Source organism: Paenibacillus sp. R-74696, from assembly GCF_055814915.1.
Genome location: NZ_JBPULM010000008.1, coordinates 16,252 through 34,197, shown reverse-complemented (window position 1 = coordinate 34,197; position 17,946 = coordinate 16,252). Strand labels below are relative to the sequence as shown.

Annotated in this window: 14 protein-coding genes; 12 read left to right on the top strand and 2 right to left on the bottom strand. The window is 50.0% G+C overall.

Features of this window, described 5'->3' with window-relative positions; genetic code table 11:
* Positions 1-41 precede the first annotated feature (41 nt).
* From ACSR9A_RS01270 to ACSR9A_RS01255, 4 genes are read left to right on the top strand one after another with little or no spacing between them, the layout of a single operon-like run.
* Entirely contained in the window at positions 42-983 is a 942-nt protein-coding gene (locus ACSR9A_RS01270; RefSeq protein ID WP_473755211.1) for an ABC transporter permease, read from the top strand.
* Positions 976-1,989, top strand: coding sequence for an oligopeptide ABC transporter permease (opp3C, locus tag ACSR9A_RS01265; RefSeq protein WP_473755210.1), 1,014 nt, complete (start codon positions 976-978; stop codon positions 1,987-1,989). Before ACSR9A_RS01270 ends, opp3C begins: the two co-directional genes overlap by 8 nt.
* A gap of 13 nt (positions 1,990-2,002) precedes the next feature.
* Complete coding sequence (locus ACSR9A_RS01260; protein WP_473755209.1) at positions 2,003-3,106, top strand: ABC transporter ATP-binding protein; 1,104 nt, start codon at positions 2,003-2,005, stop codon at positions 3,104-3,106.
* Positions 3,070-3,996 (top strand): ABC transporter ATP-binding protein, encoded by a 927-nt coding sequence (locus tag ACSR9A_RS01255; protein ID WP_473755208.1) that lies wholly within the window; start codon positions 3,070-3,072, stop codon positions 3,994-3,996. The genes ACSR9A_RS01260 and ACSR9A_RS01255 overlap by 37 nt, the downstream gene beginning before the upstream one ends.
* 455 nt (positions 3,997-4,451) lie before the next feature.
* Here ACSR9A_RS01255 and ACSR9A_RS01250 read toward each other — a convergent pair whose 3' ends face one another.
* Both ACSR9A_RS01250 and ACSR9A_RS01245 read right to left on the bottom strand, forming a co-directional pair.
* Positions 4,452-6,245: an IucA/IucC family protein gene (locus ACSR9A_RS01250; protein WP_473755207.1), complete on the bottom strand. Its 1,794-nt coding sequence runs from the start codon at positions 6,243-6,245 to the stop codon at positions 4,452-4,454.
* A 28-nt stretch (positions 6,246-6,273) separates the two neighbouring features.
* Complete coding sequence (locus tag ACSR9A_RS01245) at positions 6,274-7,503, bottom strand: MFS transporter (protein WP_473755206.1); 1,230 nt, start codon at positions 7,501-7,503, stop codon at positions 6,274-6,276.
* A 232-nt stretch (positions 7,504-7,735) separates the two neighbouring features.
* On the opposite strand from ACSR9A_RS01245, the gene sbnA reads away from it, so the two are divergent.
* The 8 genes from sbnA to ACSR9A_RS01205 all read left to right on the top strand — a co-directional run bounded on the left by sbnA (position 7,736) and on the right by ACSR9A_RS01205 (position 17,937).
* Entirely contained in the window at positions 7,736-8,773 is a 1,038-nt protein-coding gene (gene sbnA, locus ACSR9A_RS01240) for a 2,3-diaminopropionate biosynthesis protein SbnA (RefSeq protein WP_473755205.1), read from the top strand.
* Positions 8,770-9,789 (top strand): 2,3-diaminopropionate biosynthesis protein SbnB, encoded by a 1,020-nt coding sequence (gene sbnB, locus ACSR9A_RS01235; protein WP_473755204.1) that lies wholly within the window; start codon positions 8,770-8,772, stop codon positions 9,787-9,789. Before sbnA ends, sbnB begins: the two co-directional genes overlap by 4 nt.
* Positions 9,780-11,030 carry a type III PLP-dependent enzyme gene (locus tag ACSR9A_RS01230; protein ID WP_473755203.1) on the top strand — a complete coding sequence of 417 codons (1,251 nt, stop codon included), beginning with the start codon at positions 9,780-9,782 and terminating at the stop codon, positions 11,028-11,030. The genes sbnB and ACSR9A_RS01230 overlap by 10 nt, the downstream gene beginning before the upstream one ends.
* Positions 11,027-12,844: an IucA/IucC family protein gene (locus ACSR9A_RS01225; protein WP_473755202.1), complete on the top strand. Its 1,818-nt coding sequence runs from the start codon at positions 11,027-11,029 to the stop codon at positions 12,842-12,844. Before ACSR9A_RS01230 ends, ACSR9A_RS01225 begins: the two co-directional genes overlap by 4 nt.
* Positions 12,845-12,848: 4 nt before the next feature.
* Entirely contained in the window at positions 12,849-14,723 is a 1,875-nt protein-coding gene (locus ACSR9A_RS01220) for an IucA/IucC family protein (RefSeq protein ID WP_473755201.1), read from the top strand.
* Positions 14,724-14,869: 146 nt separating this feature from the next.
* On the top strand, positions 14,870-15,850 hold the full coding sequence (locus tag ACSR9A_RS01215) for an ABC transporter substrate-binding protein (RefSeq protein ID WP_473755200.1): 981 nt from the start codon (positions 14,870-14,872) through the stop codon (positions 15,848-15,850).
* Positions 15,851-15,949: 99 nt separating this feature from the next.
* Positions 15,950-16,939: a FecCD family ABC transporter permease gene (locus ACSR9A_RS01210; protein WP_473755199.1), complete on the top strand. Its 990-nt coding sequence runs from the start codon at positions 15,950-15,952 to the stop codon at positions 16,937-16,939.
* A 44-nt stretch (positions 16,940-16,983) separates the two neighbouring features.
* Positions 16,984-17,937 carry a FecCD family ABC transporter permease gene (locus tag ACSR9A_RS01205; protein WP_473755198.1) on the top strand — a complete coding sequence of 318 codons (954 nt, stop codon included), beginning with the start codon at positions 16,984-16,986 and terminating at the stop codon, positions 17,935-17,937.
* The last annotated feature ends 9 nt before the right edge of the window (positions 17,938-17,946 follow it).

Below are 17,946 nucleotides of genomic sequence, written 5' to 3'. Positions count from 1 at the left end.
TATAAGCATTCATAAGTTTTACACTTATAGAGGTGAAACGATTGAGAAACTATGTGTTAAAAAGAGTAGGCTTAGCCGTTGTGACTCTGCTCGTTATTTTGCTGGCGCTCTTCCTTATGCTGGAGCTTATGCCGGGCTCACCCTTTAACGATGAGAAAATTACCCAGGCGCAGCGGGCGGTGCTGGATGCTAAATATGGCCTTGACCAGCCTGTGTTTAATCGCTTTGTCCATTATATTAAAGCGATGCTGAGCGGCGATTTTGGGGTTTCCTATGTTATTCAGAAAAATATGCCGATATCCGCGATGCTGGAGGCGCGTCTGCCCGTATCCATACAAATTGGGTTTCAGGCCGTTCTGCTTGGAACGGTGATTGGATTACTGCTCGGCATTGTAGCCGCCCTTAAGCACAATAGCTTGGCAGATAGCTTGACGACGTTTATATCAGTGATTGGTGTCAGCTTTCCCTCTTATGTATTTGCCCTCGCCCTGTCGTATTTTCTGGGGTGGAAGCTAAAGTGGTTTCCGCTCTTATATAGCTCTGCCTCACCATTTGTGTCTACCGTGCTGCCAACGATCGCCCTTTCAATGTTTACGATTGCGACCGTTGCGCGGTTTACCCGCTCTGAGATGATTGAAGTTCTTAGCTCGGAGTACATACGGCTTTCGGAGAGCAAGGGAGTAGGGAGCGCGAGGCTGATTATCGTTCATGCGCTGCGAAATGCGCTCATTCCCATTATTACGGTGCTCGCGCCGCTCGTTGTCGCTTTAATGACTGGCAGTCTCGTTATTGAACAAATTTTCGCAATTCCCGGCATCGGCAGTTTGCTTGTGACAGCGATTCAAATCAATGACTATAACGTCATCATCGCCGTATCCTTCCTTTACAGCATGATGTTTATTGCGATTATGCTGGCCGTAGATATTTTATATGGCGTCATAGACCCGCGCATTCGTTTGGCGAAGGGGGAGAAGCATGGGTAAGCCGGTTCAATCTTATACAGGTGGCGATTTCGAACTTGCTGGCAATAGCGAGCGGGTGCAATTCGATCATACCTATACGAGCCAATCATATGGACGGGATGCCTTCCTGCGGTTTAAGGCGAATAAAGGTGCGGTTATTGGCTTAGTCATTATTATTATCATTTCTTTTTTTGCAGCCTTCGGGCCGATGATGAATGAGCATACGTATAAATCAATCAATATTAAGCATAAAAGCTTGCCCCCGCGCATTGAAGGCTTGGAAAACTTTTTTATTTTTAATGGAGCAGCCAATGGGGTTAATGCGTACGAGCAGAAGGGGCTGACCGACGTCTATTATATTTTCGGCACCGATACGCTGGGGCGGGATTTATGGACCCGTACCTGGGAGGGAACGCGCATCTCCTTATACATCGCGGTAATCGCCGTTGCAGTAGATATGATTATTGGCATGTGCTATGGCCTTGTTTCCGGTTATTTCGGCCGCTCGGTTGACAATGTCATGCAGCGGATTATTGAAATTTTAAGTGGTATACCGAATTTGGTCATTGTGACGCTGCTCATTGTCGTGCTAAAGCCGGGGTTTGTGACGATAACGCTCGCCTTAATGATTACGGGCTGGATTGGGATGAGCCGGGTAGCGCGGGCACAAATTTTAAAGCTGAAGGAACAGGAGTTTGTGCTGGCGTCCCGAACGCTCGGGGCGGGTCATTTTCGTATTATTTTCAAAGATATTTTACCTAATATTTTTGGGCAAATCATTATCATGTCGATGTTTTCAGTGCCGAGCGCGATTTTTACAGAAGCTTTTCTGGCATTTATCGGTCTCGGCATTCCCCAGCCAATGGCGTCTTTAGGCTCGCTTATTAGCGAAAGCTTCAAGTCCATGACGATTTATCCGTATATGCTTGTCGCGCCGGTCGTTGTGCTGGCGCTGCTGATGCTGAGCTTCAATCTGCTCGCAGACGGGCTGCGTGATGCGCTTGATCCGAAAATGAAGGAAAGCTAGGAGGGGAGAGCAAATGAGCGAAACGGTGCTTTCAATCCGGAATTTATCGATCTCGTTTCAAACAGCGAGTGGGCTCGTAAATGCCATACGCGGTGTGGATCTTGAATTGCGCAAAGGGGAAACGGTCGCGATTGTCGGGGAATCCGGCAGCGGCAAGTCCGTTACGGTAAAGGCAATCATGCGGATTTTGAGCAGCAATCAGCAAATTAATGCCGGCTCTATCCTGTTCCACTATGAGGAAAAAGGCAAACGTGTGACCCATGATCTGCTCAAGCTGTCACAAAAGGAAATGCGCTCGCAAATCAATGGCAGGCGAATCGCCATGGTGTTTCAAGATCCGATGACATCGCTGAATCCGACGATGACCGTTGGCAATCAAATTATGGAGAGCATGATCATCCATTTGAAAAAAAGCCGCGCCGAAGCGCGCAAGCGGGCGCTTGAACTGCTGCAGCTCGTCGGCATATGCGATCCTGAGAAGCGGATGAAATGCTACCCGCATCAGCTGTCCGGGGGCATGCGGCAGCGTGTCGTCATTGCCATTATGCTTGCCTGCGATCCGGAGGTGCTCATTTGCGATGAGCCGACGACGGCGCTTGATGTGACGATTCAAGCTAAAATTTTAGAGCTGATTAAAACCATTCAAGCCAAAACAGGCATTTCCGTCATCTACATTACGCATGATTTAGGCGTCGTTGCGAAGGTGGCGGACTATGTGACGGTCATGTATGCAGGAAAAATGATTGAGCAGGGGACGGTGGAAGAAATTTTTTGCGATCCCCGTCACCCGTATACATGGGGACTGCTTTCCTCGATGCCGGACATGGGCTCGACGAATGAAAAGCTGTACACGATTCCCGGCAGTCCACCGAATTTGCTTCATCCGATTACTGGGGATGCGTTTGCGCCGCGCAATGTCCATGCGTTAAATATTGATTTTAAGCTGGAGCCGCCCATGTTTAAAGTAACGGATACGCATTATGCCGCGACATGGCTGCTGCACGAGAATGCGCCGGAAATTGAAATGTCAGAGACGCTGAAAGCGAGATTGGGCAAGGTGGCGAAGGAGATGGGGAGCGAGTGGGAAGAGAAACAATCTTACGAGTTGCTGATCTGAAGCAGCATTTTAGAGTGAGCAAGCAATATACAGTCAAGGCGGTAAATGGGGTTTCCTTTGATATCCATAAAGGGGAAACCTATGGGCTCGTAGGAGAGTCGGGCAGCGGCAAATCGACGATTGGGCGAACGATTATTCGGCTGTATGAGCCAACGGCTGGCGCGATTTCTTTTCAAGGTGCGGATATTTCCGGCACGCTGAAGGAGAAGGAGCAGACGCTGCTGCGCACCAAAATGCAGATGATTTTTCAAGATCCGATGGCCTCGCTGAATCCGCGAAAGAAAGTAATCGACATTATTGCGCAGGGGCTTGATATTCATAAGCTGTACCGAACGAAGCAGGAGCGCCAAGAAAAGGTAGAGCGCATTCTCGAAAAAGTGGGGCTGTCACGCGAGCATGCGAACCGTTATCCGCATCAGTTTTCGGGCGGGCAGCGGCAGCGCATAGGCATAGCCCGGGCGCTTATTATGGAGCCGGGGCTTATTATCGCCGACGAGGCGATCAGCGCCCTCGATGTGTCGATTCAGGCGCAGGTTGTAAATTTGCTTAAGAGTATTCAAGAAGAAACGAACACGGCCTTTTTGTTCATTTCCCATGATTTATCGATGGTTAAATACATTTCCGATCGAATTGGGGTGCTGCATTTAGGCTATTTAGTCGAGACGGGAACGACGGAGGATATTTTCGAGCGACCCGTACATCCGTATACAAAGTCGCTGCTGTCGGCGATTCCCCATGCCAATCCGTTGAAGGAAAAAACGAGAGTCACCCTCTCCTACGACTACGCTGATAGTGGAATCGATTATGCGAGAGGGACGGAGCAGGCCGTTTCGGCGACTCACAGCGTGCTTGCTACCGAGGAGGATTTTTCATTGTGGATCGGCAAATAAATGAAAGCAAGCGGCTTGCTATAAAGGACGTTGGTGGCACAGTTGGCAAGGAGCTGTTTGTTATTGCCAGTTACCGTCTACCAGCTGCTGTTGGCTAGTTGTCGTTTGCTTACAGCTGTTATCCCCTTAGCTCAGAAGATGCGCATAAATAGATAAAATAAAGAGACAGCTTCAAACTTGCAGCCTCGTCTTAATCCCCGTGATTAATTTCTTCTTTGTTCATGTTTGTTAGATGATAGGCTTTGAATCACTGTATTCGGCTGAAACCCTAAGCTTTCTGAGCTAAGGGGATAATGGCCTAAAGCGCCAACAAGCATGTGTCTATGTTTGAATAGCGTTGACTATTAAAGAGGCGAAGCCAATGTTAGGTGAAAAACAGCCTGTCCTTCCGTCATGAGTCATCATGACTGCGGGGACAGGCCTTTTTTTATGCGTAAACGGCAAGCTCGCTGCTTTTATTGTACCTCTATGCGCATCGGATTTGGTATTTCCACGTATAAGGGCGTTTCGCCACGCTGATGAAAACGGCTGAGCAGATTTGCCTTTGCCGGGAGCGTAGCGCTGGTCAATAAATCTGTAATGAGATTGTGCAAAAGCGCATGGGAGGAAGCATGCTTGATTTCATGCAGCACGTTGCTCGCGATGGCCCAGTACACCTGCTCTTCCTGCCCGCTATAATATGAAATTCGTGCAATTAGATGGGAGAGATGGTTAACGAAAAAATAATATTTTAAGCGATGGCGGGCTTGCTCCTCGGAATAGAGGACAGGGCTGTCTTCCCGCAGCAAGGTGTTAATCCAGCCCCGCTGCTCGGCCATTTCCACATTAATGCTAATGCCCTCAAGATCCCTGACATAAAAAGTGGCGGGCATGCCTTGGTGCAAGCGCAGCATCGCATTTTGCACATGTGCTTCCAGGCTGATGCCCGTTTCTGCGTATAGATGCAGCAGCGGCTTCATTGACAGGTGCAAATATTGGCGCAGCCAATTGGTCCAGTCAGGCTGCTTTGGATGCAGCGCTTGGCGCACGGCTCGGAACAACAGAGGCTCGTTGTGTCCGGGTGGCACTTCGAGCAAGGAGGCGATGACAAATGGTGGCTCCTCGGCAGAAGTGCATTCTTCCGGTGCTTCGCGCACAATCATCGAAAATGCAGACATCAACTCCTCGTTCAAGCTTTGGTCGGCCTCAGGTAGGCGCAGCGTGCGATAACCCTCCTCAAGCAAAAGCTTAAATGACCCCGTCGTATACTCCTCGCGAATAGCATCAATTGCCCTTGAGGCGTCAAGCGTTCGCAGTAGCTGCTCGGGCGTGTTCTCACGAATGAAATTCGTAATCCGGATGTGCAGCGATAGCTTGTAAAAGCAAGCTTGCTCTGGGTTCCATACCGTTCGCACAGATGAGGTTGGGTATACGAGTGGTCCTGTGTCCCCTAAATCTACAAGCAGTCCTTGCTCCAGCAAGTTTTGCACAGGCGCAAGGCTGCGTACGTATTCTGCCTGCCAAGGATGGCAGGGCAGCAGCACATAATCGCCGCTCGCTGCGCCAAGCTTCGCTGCGGCTGCCGCTTTCATTGCAGGTGGAATCCACGCGAGCTGTTCCTCATTTGTCCGCCCCTCAAGCCAATCCTCCGCGATATATGCAAGTGCCGCAGCAAAGCAGTGGAGGGGGAAGGCTGTGCCAAATTCTGGCGAATAAGCCTGTGAATCACTGTCCGAAAAGCCTTGCAGGCTTTTTGGAGTCGGATGAAAAGGATGTCCGCACAGCAACGCCTGCTCTAAATAACGGAAATCGAGCAGCTGCTCCCCCTGTTCTTGCTCCTGCTCAGCCGCAAAAGCCAAATAGTGATTCATGCGCTGCTGGCTGTTATGAATAAGAGCTTCCAGCTCCGCTCGTTTTTGCGTTTTAGATGCTGAGTCTGCTTCGATGAAGCAAATTTCATCCAACACGAGGTGAATAATTTCGGCGAACGAGTTTTTTTTCCACTGCTGTGCTTCCTTCGTATAAAAGTGCTCTCCGAAAACATGGTGGCCTCCCACAGACAAATGCAAAACGGTTACATAGATTCCAAGCTTCGTGTGCGGGAGCCAGACGACTTTCGTTATTTCAGGATGAAAAAAGGAAACATCGCTGGGCTCGAATTGCCCTGACTCGCGAAGATAGGCATTTAATAAGCGGCTGATGCTTTCTTTTTCCGAACGCTGAATGGATGGGCCTGACAAAGAATCTTGCTTGAATTGTGCTTGCGACATACTGGACTTGCTCCTTTCAAATGATGGTCTAATGGGCAGAAAAACGATTTTGCCGCCGGATATGGGCAGCGGGAAACCAGACTAACATAGAGGCGAGCAGCATGAAGCCTCCCATGACCAAAAAAACGGAGGAAAGGCCAAATTGGGCCCCAATAAAGACGCCGATGGTTGGACCTGATATTTGTCCTGCCATGAGGAGGCTGTTCGTTGCCCCGATTCTAACGCCTCTATCATGATCGGATGAGGTTTTGAGGACGGACAGCATGACGGTTTGCAATAAGGCACTGTAAAAAAAACCTTGCAGAAAGCGAACAATAAATAGCCAAATAACGCCAAAGGGCAGCATCTGGGCGATGATGCAAAGAGCACATAACAGTCCGGCTGCGGTGAAATTACGCGCGGGCTGGTGGTTATCATTTCTTTTTCCCCACCATGGGCCGCCTATTAATTCTCCGGCAGAAGAAGCGGCGATGAGTATGCCTACCGCCGTCGCCGCTTTAGCGGGAGAATCAAGCAGCTCCCGCATATACGGCGTGAAAATCGTAAAGGTTGCGAAGTCCGCAAGCTTGAACAAAATGCCGGCAGCGATAAAGGAGCGTGCAACAGGATGCTTTAACAGCGCTGCAAAAGAAGCGAATATACCATTCCGCTTAGACGGGGGAATCGCAGCTTTCGGCTTTTCCTGCGCAGATCCAGGTAAAACAAAGGCAGCAATCAGGGCAAAGGAAGCGGTTAAAGAGGCAGTTATGAACAGCAGAGGGCCGCTTCCCCATGTATTAACGCAAATGCCTCCGAGCAGAGGGCCAACGAGCAAGCCAGCTGCGGAAGCGCGTTCCATTTGCCCAAGCGCGAAGCCCTGCCTTTTAGGCGGAGCATGGGTTCCGATGAACGCACTGCTTGCGTCGGAGATGCCGCCGAATGCGCCTTGGCACAGCCGAAACAGAAAAAATTGAAACGGCGTAGCGGCAATGGACATCAGAAACATGCTTAGCGCGAGCCCGAGCAAAGCTCTGACGACCATCCATTTCCGGCTCCAGCGGTCGCCAAGCTTTCCCCACAAAGGAGTCAGCAGCGCATAAGAGACCGCTGGCGCAGATACGGCAAGCCCCGTCCACATGAGGACCTGGGATGGGCTTCCAGCCTGAAGCGACTCCATGTAGTACGGAATAAACGGGCTGATACCCGTCAAGCCGGCGCTGGAAAGAAACCGCCCTCCCCATAATATACGCACACTTCTATTCCAAGATAATTGCTGCATTTTCACTCGCCTGCCTTGTCTAACGTGATAAATAATCAAATACCACCCAAGATTATCAACAAATATTATCAAAGTCAATGATATTAAAGAAAAAATATACAAAATAAAAATATATTGACAGGTAAATAAAGGAATAGCATAATGTAGCCTATGTCGCATTTTTGAAATTAATAATCATTATCAACTATGCGTATAAGCGGCATCAAAACAAGAGGAAAGCTGGTGTTCATGCATGGAACAAAACGCTTTGCAGGTTAAAGAAAGGTCGCCGAAAATCGCCAATACGATTATCGATTGCATTGGACGAACGCCATTAGTTCGCCTGAATTCTCTGTTTGGTTCGCACGGGGCATCTATTTTCGCCAAGCTAGAGATGATGAACCCCGGCGGCAGCATGAAGGATCGCCCTGCCCGCTACATTATCGAGAAGGGGCTGAGGGAAGGAACGATTCAGGCCAATACCCATCTGATCGAGAGTACGTCTGGTAATCTGGGCATTGGCCTGGCACTCGCTGCCAAGATGTATGGGCTAAAGTTCACCTGTGTGGTAGATCCGAAAATTACCTCAACCAATTTACGAATGATTACCTACCTGGGTGCCCATATCGATATGGTTAAGGAGCCTGATGAATACGGCAGTTATTTACAATCGCGAATAAGCAGAGTGAAGGAGCTTGTGAGCCAAGACCGCAATGCTTACTGGATCAATCAATATGCGAACCCGCTTAACTGGGAAGCGCATTATTATGGGGCTGGAGAGGAAATCGTGGAGCAAATGGACCGCCCAATCGATTATTTAGTATGCGCTGTGAGTACAACAGGCAGTATACTCGGAATTTCACGCCGCGTAAAGGAGGCATTTCCGCGGGCTAAAATTATTGCGGTAGATGCGGTAGGCTCGATTATTTTCGGAACACCGCCTGCACAGCGTGAGCTTCCCGGCATCGGAGCAAACCGTGTCCCTGAATTATTTGCTTCTCTTGAGGTCGATCAGGTCATCCACGTCAATGATCGCGAATCTGTGCAGGGCTGCCGCAAATTGCTGGAGCGCGAAGGGATTTTTGCAGGCGGATCATCAGGTTCTCTTGTAGCTGCTCTGCAAAAGCTGCTTCCGAGCTTGCCGCCTGCGGCGAACGTAGTAACTGTGCTCCCAGACCGGGGAGAACGCTATTTGGATACCGTTTACGATGAGCGATGGGTAGAGCAGTTGCCTCAAGACCATCATGCAGCAGAGCAAAACCAATATGAGCCAGGAGTGATCAACGAATGAGCCAGGTACAGGAACATGAAATTTTATATTTAAGCAAGCAGCATATTGTGGAGCTTGGAGGAACGCATTCAGCGCCATATGTCGCAGCGGTAACCCGGGCGTTTGAACTGCATGCAAAGGGGGAATATATGCAGCCGCTAAAACCGTATTTGCGGGTGAACGGGGACGCAGGCCATATTGCCGATCGTATTATTGCTATGCCTGCTTATGTCGGTGGCGAAGTTGCCGTAAGTGGGCTGAAATGGATTGGCAGCAAGCACGATAACCCGGCGAAGCGCAACAAAGAACGGGCAAGCGCTCTTATTATTTTGAATGATCCCGAGTCCAATTATCCGATCGCCGTTATGGAGGGAAGTCTCATAAGCGGCATGCGCACAGCGGCGGTGACCGTCATTGGTGCAAAGCATTTAGCGAAAAAAGATTTTGGTGCTGTTTCAGTCATCGGCTGCGGCGTCATTGCGAAGATGCAAATCACCTCCTTGGTGGAGCAGTTTGCGGCGATTCACACCGTTCGTTTATTTGACCTGAACAGGGGGAATGCCGAGCTGCTGGCAGCTGAGCTGCGAGGGCAGTTCAAGCAGGTCGACTTCAAGGTGGAGGAATCGGCGGAGCAAGCCGTTCGGCAGGCGGAAGTACTCGTCACCGCAACAGTAGCCTCAGCGCCGTATATTCCATACGAATGGCTGAATAAAGGCACATTCATCAGCAATATCTCGATTATGGATGTGCATAAGGACGTATTCGTTCTTGCGGATAAAGTCGTTGTCGACGATTGGGATCAATCCAACCGCGAGAAAAAAACGATCAATCAGCTCGTGCTGGAGGGCAGGTTTTCGCGTGAGCAGCTGCATGCTGAGATGGGTGAAATCGTAATTGGCAGCAAGCCGGGGCGCGAAAGCGATGATGAAATTATTTTGCTTAATCCGATGGGAATGGCGGTTGAGGATATTTCAAGCGCGGCGGAAATTTATGCGCAGGCCGTGCAGAAAGGAATAGGTACGCGTCTATGTCTGTAACCTCAAGCGGCGTACGTTCAGAAATCCAGAGCATCGTTCCTTATATTCAAAAGCTGAAGGTGGAGCAACCCGGCCTATTATGTGCATATGTGCGTGACATGGATGCCTTGCGCAGTCATGTGAGGGAGCGAGTGCAATCGCTGCCCCAGCGCTGCAAGCTGTTTTATGCGATTAAAGCAAACTCGGAGCGCGAGGTGCTTGCTGCACTCGCTGAAATTGTGCACGGTTTTGAGGTCGCATCGCTAGGCGAAATCAGAAAAGTGCGCGAAATATCCTCGAGAATTCCGATTTTATTCGGCGGACCCGGAAAGACGGAGGAGGAGCTGGAAGGCGCAATGGAATACGGCGTCAGTCTCGTTCATGTGGAGAGCGGTCATGAGCTGAATAAGCTGAATGCGATTGCTGAAAGGCGAGGCATTGTGGCACCGGTTCTGCTGCGCATTAATTTGCGGGGCCCACTTCCGCAAGCGACGCTGGCGATGGGTGGAAAGCCAACTCAGTTCGGCATTGACGAGGAGTCGATTCCGGAAGTTATGGGGCAATTGCAGAAGCTGCGGCATGTCCGAGTGGAAGGATTCCATTTTCACTCCCTATCGAATAATTTGGATGCGGAGCAGCATGTTCGCCTGGTTGAATATTATTGCACCCTATCACGGCAGTGGGCTGCAAAATACGGCTTGACCTTAAATTATATCAATGCGGGCGGCGGCATCGGGGTCAATTATGCGGATTTGGATCGGCAGTTTAATTGGACCGAGTTTGTTAGCGGGCTTGAGCCGATGCTAGGCAGGGAGCTGGAGCCTACGACCACAATCCTGTTTGAATGCGGGCGTTACCTCACCGCGTCCAGCGGGTATTATGCCGTCGAGGTGCTGGATATTAAGCGGAATCACGGGAAGGATTATGTCATTATTCGAGGAGGCACCCATCATTTTCGACTGCCTGTTTCCTGGAATCACAGCCATCCGTTCGAGCGGATCGCCATTGAGCATTGGCCGCATTCCTATGAGCGGCCGGCGCTTTATGACGGTTCGGCGACAATAGTCGGCCAGCTATGTACGCCAAAGGATGTGCTGGCGCAAGATGTTGAAATGAAAGAGATACGTGTAGGTGATGTATTGCTGTTTCGTTATGCGGGCGCATATGGCTGGGCGATTTCGCATCATGACTTTTTGAGCCATCCGCACCCTGAGCATATTTATGTCGAAGAGCTGAGTACTCTTTTTGGAGGTGCCCTATGAGCCATATTAGTTTGTCATTGCTGCACTCGAATGAGCTGATTCAAGCAAGAAGGCGAATTTTCCGCCAACTAATAGAGTCGCTGCTGTATGAGCAAATTGTAACCAGGCCTGCCATCGCAAACGGTGCAGAAACGGAATATGAGCTTTACGGAAAGGCTGACTCTGGCGAGCAGGTCGCTTATCGGTTTAAAGCTTCTCGCAAAAAAAGCTATGGTCGTATCCGCTTGTCGGATGAGCCTGTTTTACGCTGTGCGGCAGGTCAAGCTGTAGAGGCGGCTTCTCTCCCTCGTTTTCTGCTGGAAATTGCACCGGCCATAGGAACGACAGAGGCGCTGCTGTCCGTCTTTATCGATGAAATCCAGCAAACGCTGCTGAAAGATACGATGGCCCTCCAGCAGCTGAAGGCATTTCAGCAGCATAAGCCAGCCGATTATGACGACTGGGAGAGTTATGTGCAAGCGGGCCATCCGTATCATCCCTGCTATAAATCTAGAATGGGCTTTACGCTGGAGGACAATTTGGCCTATGGCCCGGAATTTAAGCCGGAGCTGCACTTGGCTTGGGTAGCGGTGCACCAGACATCTGCGAGTTTTACGATTTCTCGCGCAATTGATTTTACTTGCTATTTGCAGCATGAGCTTGGAGCCGATTATGCGGCATTCCAAGCGAAAATAGAGGCGGCGGGTAAAAATCCCGGCGAGTATACACTGCTGCCTGTCCACCCCTGGCAGTGGGAGCGGTTTGCGGCCATGGCATTTTTTGAGCAGCTGGAGACGCAAGAAATGATTTATTTAGGCTATGGAAGCGATGGATATGTTCCGCAGCAGTCCATTCGCACACTTAGCAATCGCTCAGATAGCTCCAAGGCGTATGTCAAGCTGCCGCTAAGTATTACAAATACGTCCTCCGGCCGTATTTTGGCCCAGCATACGCTGCTTAATGCGGCACGCATATCAGATTGGCTGGGCGAGGTGGTGGAAGGCGATGCTTTTTTACGCGATGAACTCCGGCTCATTATGCTGAAGGAGGTGCTGGGTGTTTCTTATCAGCATCAGAAGCTGCCAAATCTGCTTGAGCAAAAGGTTTATGGCACCCTTGGCGCCATCTGGCGAGAAAGCCTGCATCCGTATTTGGAGTCAGGCGAGGAAGCACTTCCGTTTGGGGCCTTGTGTTATCTGCAAACAGATGGGACGCCGGTCATTGAGGAATGGATTCAGAAGCATGGCTTGGAGGACTGGGTGAAAAAGCTGATCAGTGTGACAGTCCTTCCTCTAATTCATCTGCTGTATGCGCATGGAACGGCGCTGGAGTCTCATGCGCAAAATATGATTATTGTATTGGAGCGGGGACTGCCGACACGTGTGGCACTGAAGGATTTTCACGATGGCATTCGCTATTCGCCCGCTGTTCCCCACCCGCTAGGCTATCCGGACATTATGTATCCTCCAGCCAATCATCAACGCGTCAATCGCAATTCATTTATTGCGAAGGAGGATGTTAAAGAGGTCAAAGACTTTTTGCTTGATGCGCTTATGTTTATTAATTTAACCGAGCTGGCCTTTTTTCTGGAGAAGCATTATGGCTTGGCGGAAGCAGCCTGGTGGGAGATGACGGCTGAAATTATCGCTGGCTATCAGGAGAACTTTCCTGAGCTTGGTGAACGATTTGAAACATTTGATCTATTTGCAGCAGATATCGAGGTGGAACAGCTTACGAAACGCCGATTGTACGAGGGGCCGAAGGATTGCGTTCACAGCGTAAGCAATCCGCTGCATGCCTACCAGCCGAAGCACTACACAGTAGCAGGGGAGTGAGAAGATGAAAAACGGTCAGACAGAAGTTTTAACAGCAACGCCGAAAGAGGGAGCGATGCAGGAACACCATTATGCGCTTGCGATGCGCTCACCTCATTTTGTGCAGGTAAGACGCCGGATTTTTCGGCAGCTGGTTCAGTCCATGCTCTATGAAGGTATTGTCGACGGCTTGAAGCCTGCGCCGGGTAATCGCTGGTCCTGTGAAATTCATGGGGTGAGCCAAAGCGGGGAAGCGGTCGCATATATTTGCGAGGGCACGCGCCATCTGACGTTCGACCGCTTGCGAATGGATGCTCAGCCACTGCGGCGCAGAATGAATAATAGCGAACGGGAAGCTGATTCGCTCGCGCTGTTTCTACTTGAAACTGCCGCTGGGAGCGGAGCGGATGAGGCGAGGACGCTTCATTTTATCCAAGAGCTTGAACAGACGTTAATCAACGATACGCTTGCCCAATATGAACGGCACCAGGCGGCGATCCCCATCCATCAGCAGCCTTATGAGGACTGGGAAAGCTTGATAATGGATGGGCATCCGTATCATCCGAGCTACAAATCACGTATAGGCTTTAATGTTTTGGATCATTGGGCGTATGGACCGGAGTTTGCTAAGCCAATCGAGCCTATTTGGGTAGCCGTGCAGCGGAAGTTCGCGCGGACAAGCTGCTCAGCGAAGCTCAAAAACGCCTCTTTTTCGCAGATGGACCTGAACGAATGGGTCAGCGCACAGCTGGATGAGAGCAGCCGGTCCAAATTTGCCGCTTATTTCAAGCAGGCCGGCATTGAGGCAAGCGCCTATGTGCTGCTTCCCGTCCATCCGTGGCAATGGAACAATAAATTAACCTCGGTATTCTCAGCGCAAATTCGCTCGGGAGAAATGATACTGCTAGGCACAGCTGGTGAGCGTTATACCGCCCAGCAGTCGATTCGTACACTTGCCAATCGGACTGCTCCCCATAAAGCCTATGTCAAGCTGGCCTTGAGTATTTTAAACACATCAACCGGAAGGATTCTGGCTCCGCATACAGTTGAAAATGCACCGCTCATTACGGATTGGCTGCAAGGCTTGGCAGCTGAAGACAGCTATTTGCGCGACCACTTGCGCGTCATTCTCTTAGGCGAGATTGCTGGCACAGCCTATGTCAATGCCGACATTCCTGCTGCTTTGCAGCCGCAAGCCTATGGCGTGCTTGCCTGCATATGGCGGGAAAGCCTGCATCCGCTGCTGCTGCCGGAAGAATCAGCGGTGCCATTCAATGCTCTATGTGCCACGGACCTGAACGGCGAACCCATCATTGATCCGTGGATTAAGCGGCATGGAGCAGAGAACTGGCTGACTGAGCTGCTGGGCGCGAGCGTACGCCCGATTATTCATTTTCTGTTTGCCCATGGCATCGCTATCGAATCTCATGCCCAAAATATGATACTGATCCATCAAGCGGGACTACCGCAGCGGGTTGCACTGAAGGATTTTCATGACGGCATCCGGTTTATGAAAGCAGCTCTTGCTCAGCCGGACAAGTGCCCGCAGCTTGTGCAAGTGCCGGAATATCATCAGCGGGTCAATCGCAATTCGTTTTTGGAGACGGATGATCCGGCAGCTGTGCGCGATTTCGTCCATGATGCCTTTTTCTTTATTAACTTAGGGGAACTGGCGTTGTTTATGGAGGAGCATTACGGCTTCGCCGAGGAGAAGTTTTGGCAGCTGGTTAAACAGATTATTGTGGAGTATCAGCAGCAGTTTCCAGAGTATGCCGAGCAGTTTGAACGTTTCTCGCTATTCGATGCGGTCATAGGCGTTGAGCAATTGACGAAAAGAAGGCTATTCCCAGATAATGAGCTGCGCATCCATCAAGTACGCAATCCATTAGCTGATAAATAATGATTCATGGATAATAATGGTTGAATTTTCACTGGATATAAAAATAATGCATGAGATCGACAGCTTATTGCATGGACAGCTTGCCAAGGGGCTTGGTATTCTTGTTATTAATGATAATCATTATTAATCGCAGGGGGATGTAGTACATGCTAGTAAGAGCTATAGACAAAAAACACCGTTTTACGATTTATTTTGCAGGGTTCATGATTATGCTCCTCATTTTATCAGGCTGCGGCAATGCGGCTACTGGTGGAACAAATGCCGCTTCACCAGCTGCTTCACCTGAAAGCACAAGCAGCACGGAGCCAGCGGCAACGACCCGAGTGGTCAAGGATACATATGGCGATGTTGAAGTTCCTGTAAATCCAGCGCGTGTTGTTGTGCTTGATATCGGCGCTCTGGACAATTTGCTGGAGATGGGCATCAAACCAGTTGGAGCTCCATCGATTTTGGCTGCTGGTGATCCCTATCCTGCCTATTTGACGGGAACGGACGGCATTGAAAATATTGGATCGGTCAATGAGCCTAATCTGGAAGCGATTGATGCACTGAAACCGGATTTGATTATTGGAAATAAAGATACACATGATGCGATTCATGATCAGCTGGCGCAAATTGCGCCAACCGTATTCGTAGAAACGCTGGGCGTAACTTGGAAGGAGAATTTGCAGCTGCATGCCGAAGCCGTGAATAAGCAGGCTGAAGGAACAAAGCTGCTGGAGGCTTACACGCAAAAAATAAATGAGCTGAAAGCAAAGGTCGAGGGCAAGGAAGTATCGCTCTTCCGTCCGCGCCAGGATAAAATCCAAATTTATTTGGAAGGGACATTTGCCGGCGGTATTATGAAGGAAGCGGGCATCGTCCGTCCGGCCGCGCAAACCGATGAAGGGTTCTCCAAAGATTTAACGGAGGAGCAGATCGCTGATCTTGATGGAAATGTTATACTATGGTTTGACCGGGAGAAGGATGCCTTTGCCAAGCTGGAAAGCAGTCCGCTATGGAAAAGCTTAAAGGGTGCTCAAAATAATAGCGTTCATCCGGTAGATTGGGAATATTGGATGAGTGGCCTAGGCATTCAAGCCGCTACAAAAGTAGCAGATGATTTAAACACCTACGTTGCAGGTTAAAAGGTTCGTGCATATCGTTTCATTGGAGATTGGGTCTTCCGCAGTGGCGGCCCAATCTTTCTGTATGATTATACCGTTTTACGTTCGGAGGTAGAAACATTGAGGGGCAGAATGACCGGTTTGGCAGTGCTGTTTGTTTTTCTTGTGCTGGCATGGACCTCCAGCATTATGTTTGGAATTGTACGGGTGCCTTTTGCAGCCGTTATAGATGCTTTTTGGGCTTTTGACGGATCGCGGGATCAGCTCATCGTAAGGTCAGTCCGATTGCCTCGGGCGATGATCGCGATGCTGGTTGGCGGCTCATTAGCAGCAGCTGGCTGTCTGATGCAGGCGCTTAGCCGCAATGCGCTCGCAGGCCCGGAACTGTTCGGCATTAATTATGGGGCTGCTTTAACAACCGTCATCGCTTCATTTCTTTTCGGTACAACTTCGCTTGGACTGTTTACGTGGTCAGCCTTTGCGGGTGCTGCTATAGCGGGTTTTTCGGTATTTATACTGAGCTCCATCGGCAGACAGCCGCTAACGTCGGTCAAGCTGGTGCTCGCCGGTGCGACGATTAATTTGCTGCTGGCTTCGCTGACGCAAGGCATTCTTATATTAAATGAACAATCGCTGGATACGATGCGTTTCTGGCTTGCCGGCTCCATTACGGGACGGGATATGCAGTTATTTTTAGCAGTGCTTCCTTATATGCTGCTTGGTCTGGTTGGCTCGTTTTTATTAGCTGAACATATGAATGTCATTAGCCTGGGAGAGGAAATGGCCCAAGGCTTAGGGCAGCGGGTCCTATTCATTAAGCTGCTCTGTATCGGTGTCATTATTATTCTAGCTGGCAGTGCCGTTGCTATTGCGGGACCTATTGCTTTTATTGGGCTGGCGGTTCCCCATATGGCCCGCTTCATGGCCGGAACCAATTATCGCTGGATTTTGCCATATGCTATTGTATTAGGCGCTTTATTGCTATTGCTGGCTGATATCGCAGCCCGGTTTATATTGCCTGGCGAGGAGCTGCCAGTAGGCGTAGTGACTGCTTTTCTGGGAGCGCCTTTTCTCATTTATTTGGCGCAGCGAAAGGGGGAAGCGAAATAGTTTCTTCTATTATAAAGGGACGCTACTTAGGAATCATTTTGCTCTTGCTTGGCTTGAATCTGCTTGTTCTGCTTTTGAGCATCGTATTTGGAGAGCGAGCGGTGCCTCCTCTCGAGGCGATTCGAACGGCGCTTCATGTCGGCAATGATGAATTTGCTTTTACGGTCCGTGGAGTAAGACTGCCTAGAGTGCTCACCGGCTTCTTAGCTGGCTGCGGACTTGCTGTATCCGGCATGATTTTGCAGATCATTACTCGCAACCCGCTTGCCTCGCCAGGCATTATTGGGCTCAATTCGGGAGCAGCCGCGGCTGTAGTCGCTGTCATGGTGCTTGTGCCAGCATATCCGATGAGCCAGCTGCCTTTTGCTGCTTTCACTGGTGCTGTCATTGTAGCGGCACTGATCTATTTGTTGTCCTGGAGCAACGGCATTTCAATCATTCGATTGCTGTTAGTCGGAATTGGCATTTCAGCTATGGCAGCAGCATGTATCACCTATTTGCTGACACTTGGCAATATATTTCGCGTTTCCCAAGCCTCCGTGTGGATGGCGGGCAGTTTGTATGGGCGGACATGGGAGCATTTTTGGCCTTTGCTGCCGTGGACGGTGGTGCTGCTCCCCTTAGTGCTGTTAAGTGTACGCCAGCTTGATCTGTTTCAATTAACCGATGATTCAGCCAAAGGGCTGGGTTTGCGCCTGGAGCGAATGAGATTTTGGTTTATCCTCATAAGCGTCGCCTTAGCAGGATCGGCAGTATCTATGGCGGGTACGATTGCGTTCGTTGGCCTTATCGCCCCTCACATGGCAGTGCGATTGGTTGGTACGCGCAGCCTAAAGCGTCTTCCCGTTACGGCTTTACTTGGCGGTTTAATCGTTATCGTTGCGGATTTGATAGGGAGAATGGTATTTTCCCCCTATGAAATACCGGCGGGTCTAGTTACCGCATGTATTGGCGCACCTTATATGATCTATTTGCTGATGAGGCGTAATACTATATAATAGAAGAAA

What these genes read in the sequence shown, in the direction of transcription:
- opp3C (WP_473755210.1), top strand. Translation starts at nt 976, where the DNA reads ATGGGTAAGCCGGTTCAATCTTATACAGGTGGCGATTTCGAACTTGCT.
- ACSR9A_RS01260 (WP_473755209.1), top strand. Translation starts at nt 2,003, where the DNA reads ATGAGCGAAACGGTGCTTTCAATCCGGAATTTATCGATCTCGTTTCAA.
- ACSR9A_RS01250 (WP_473755207.1), bottom strand. Translation starts at nt 6,245, where the DNA reads ATGTCGCAAGCACAATTCAAGCAAGATTCTTTGTCAGGCCCATCCATT.
- ACSR9A_RS01245 (WP_473755206.1), bottom strand. Translation starts at nt 7,503, where the DNA reads ATGCAGCAATTATCTTGGAATAGAAGTGTGCGTATATTATGGGGAGGG.
- sbnA (WP_473755205.1), top strand. Translation starts at nt 7,736, where the DNA reads ATGGAACAAAACGCTTTGCAGGTTAAAGAAAGGTCGCCGAAAATCGCC.
- sbnB (WP_473755204.1), top strand. Translation starts at nt 8,770, where the DNA reads ATGAGCCAGGTACAGGAACATGAAATTTTATATTTAAGCAAGCAGCAT.
- ACSR9A_RS01230 (WP_473755203.1), top strand. Translation starts at nt 9,780, where the DNA reads ATGTCTGTAACCTCAAGCGGCGTACGTTCAGAAATCCAGAGCATCGTT.
- ACSR9A_RS01225 (WP_473755202.1), top strand. Translation starts at nt 11,027, where the DNA reads ATGAGCCATATTAGTTTGTCATTGCTGCACTCGAATGAGCTGATTCAA.
- ACSR9A_RS01220 (WP_473755201.1), top strand. Translation starts at nt 12,849, where the DNA reads ATGAAAAACGGTCAGACAGAAGTTTTAACAGCAACGCCGAAAGAGGGA.
- ACSR9A_RS01215 (WP_473755200.1), top strand. Translation starts at nt 14,870, where the DNA reads ATGCTAGTAAGAGCTATAGACAAAAAACACCGTTTTACGATTTATTTT.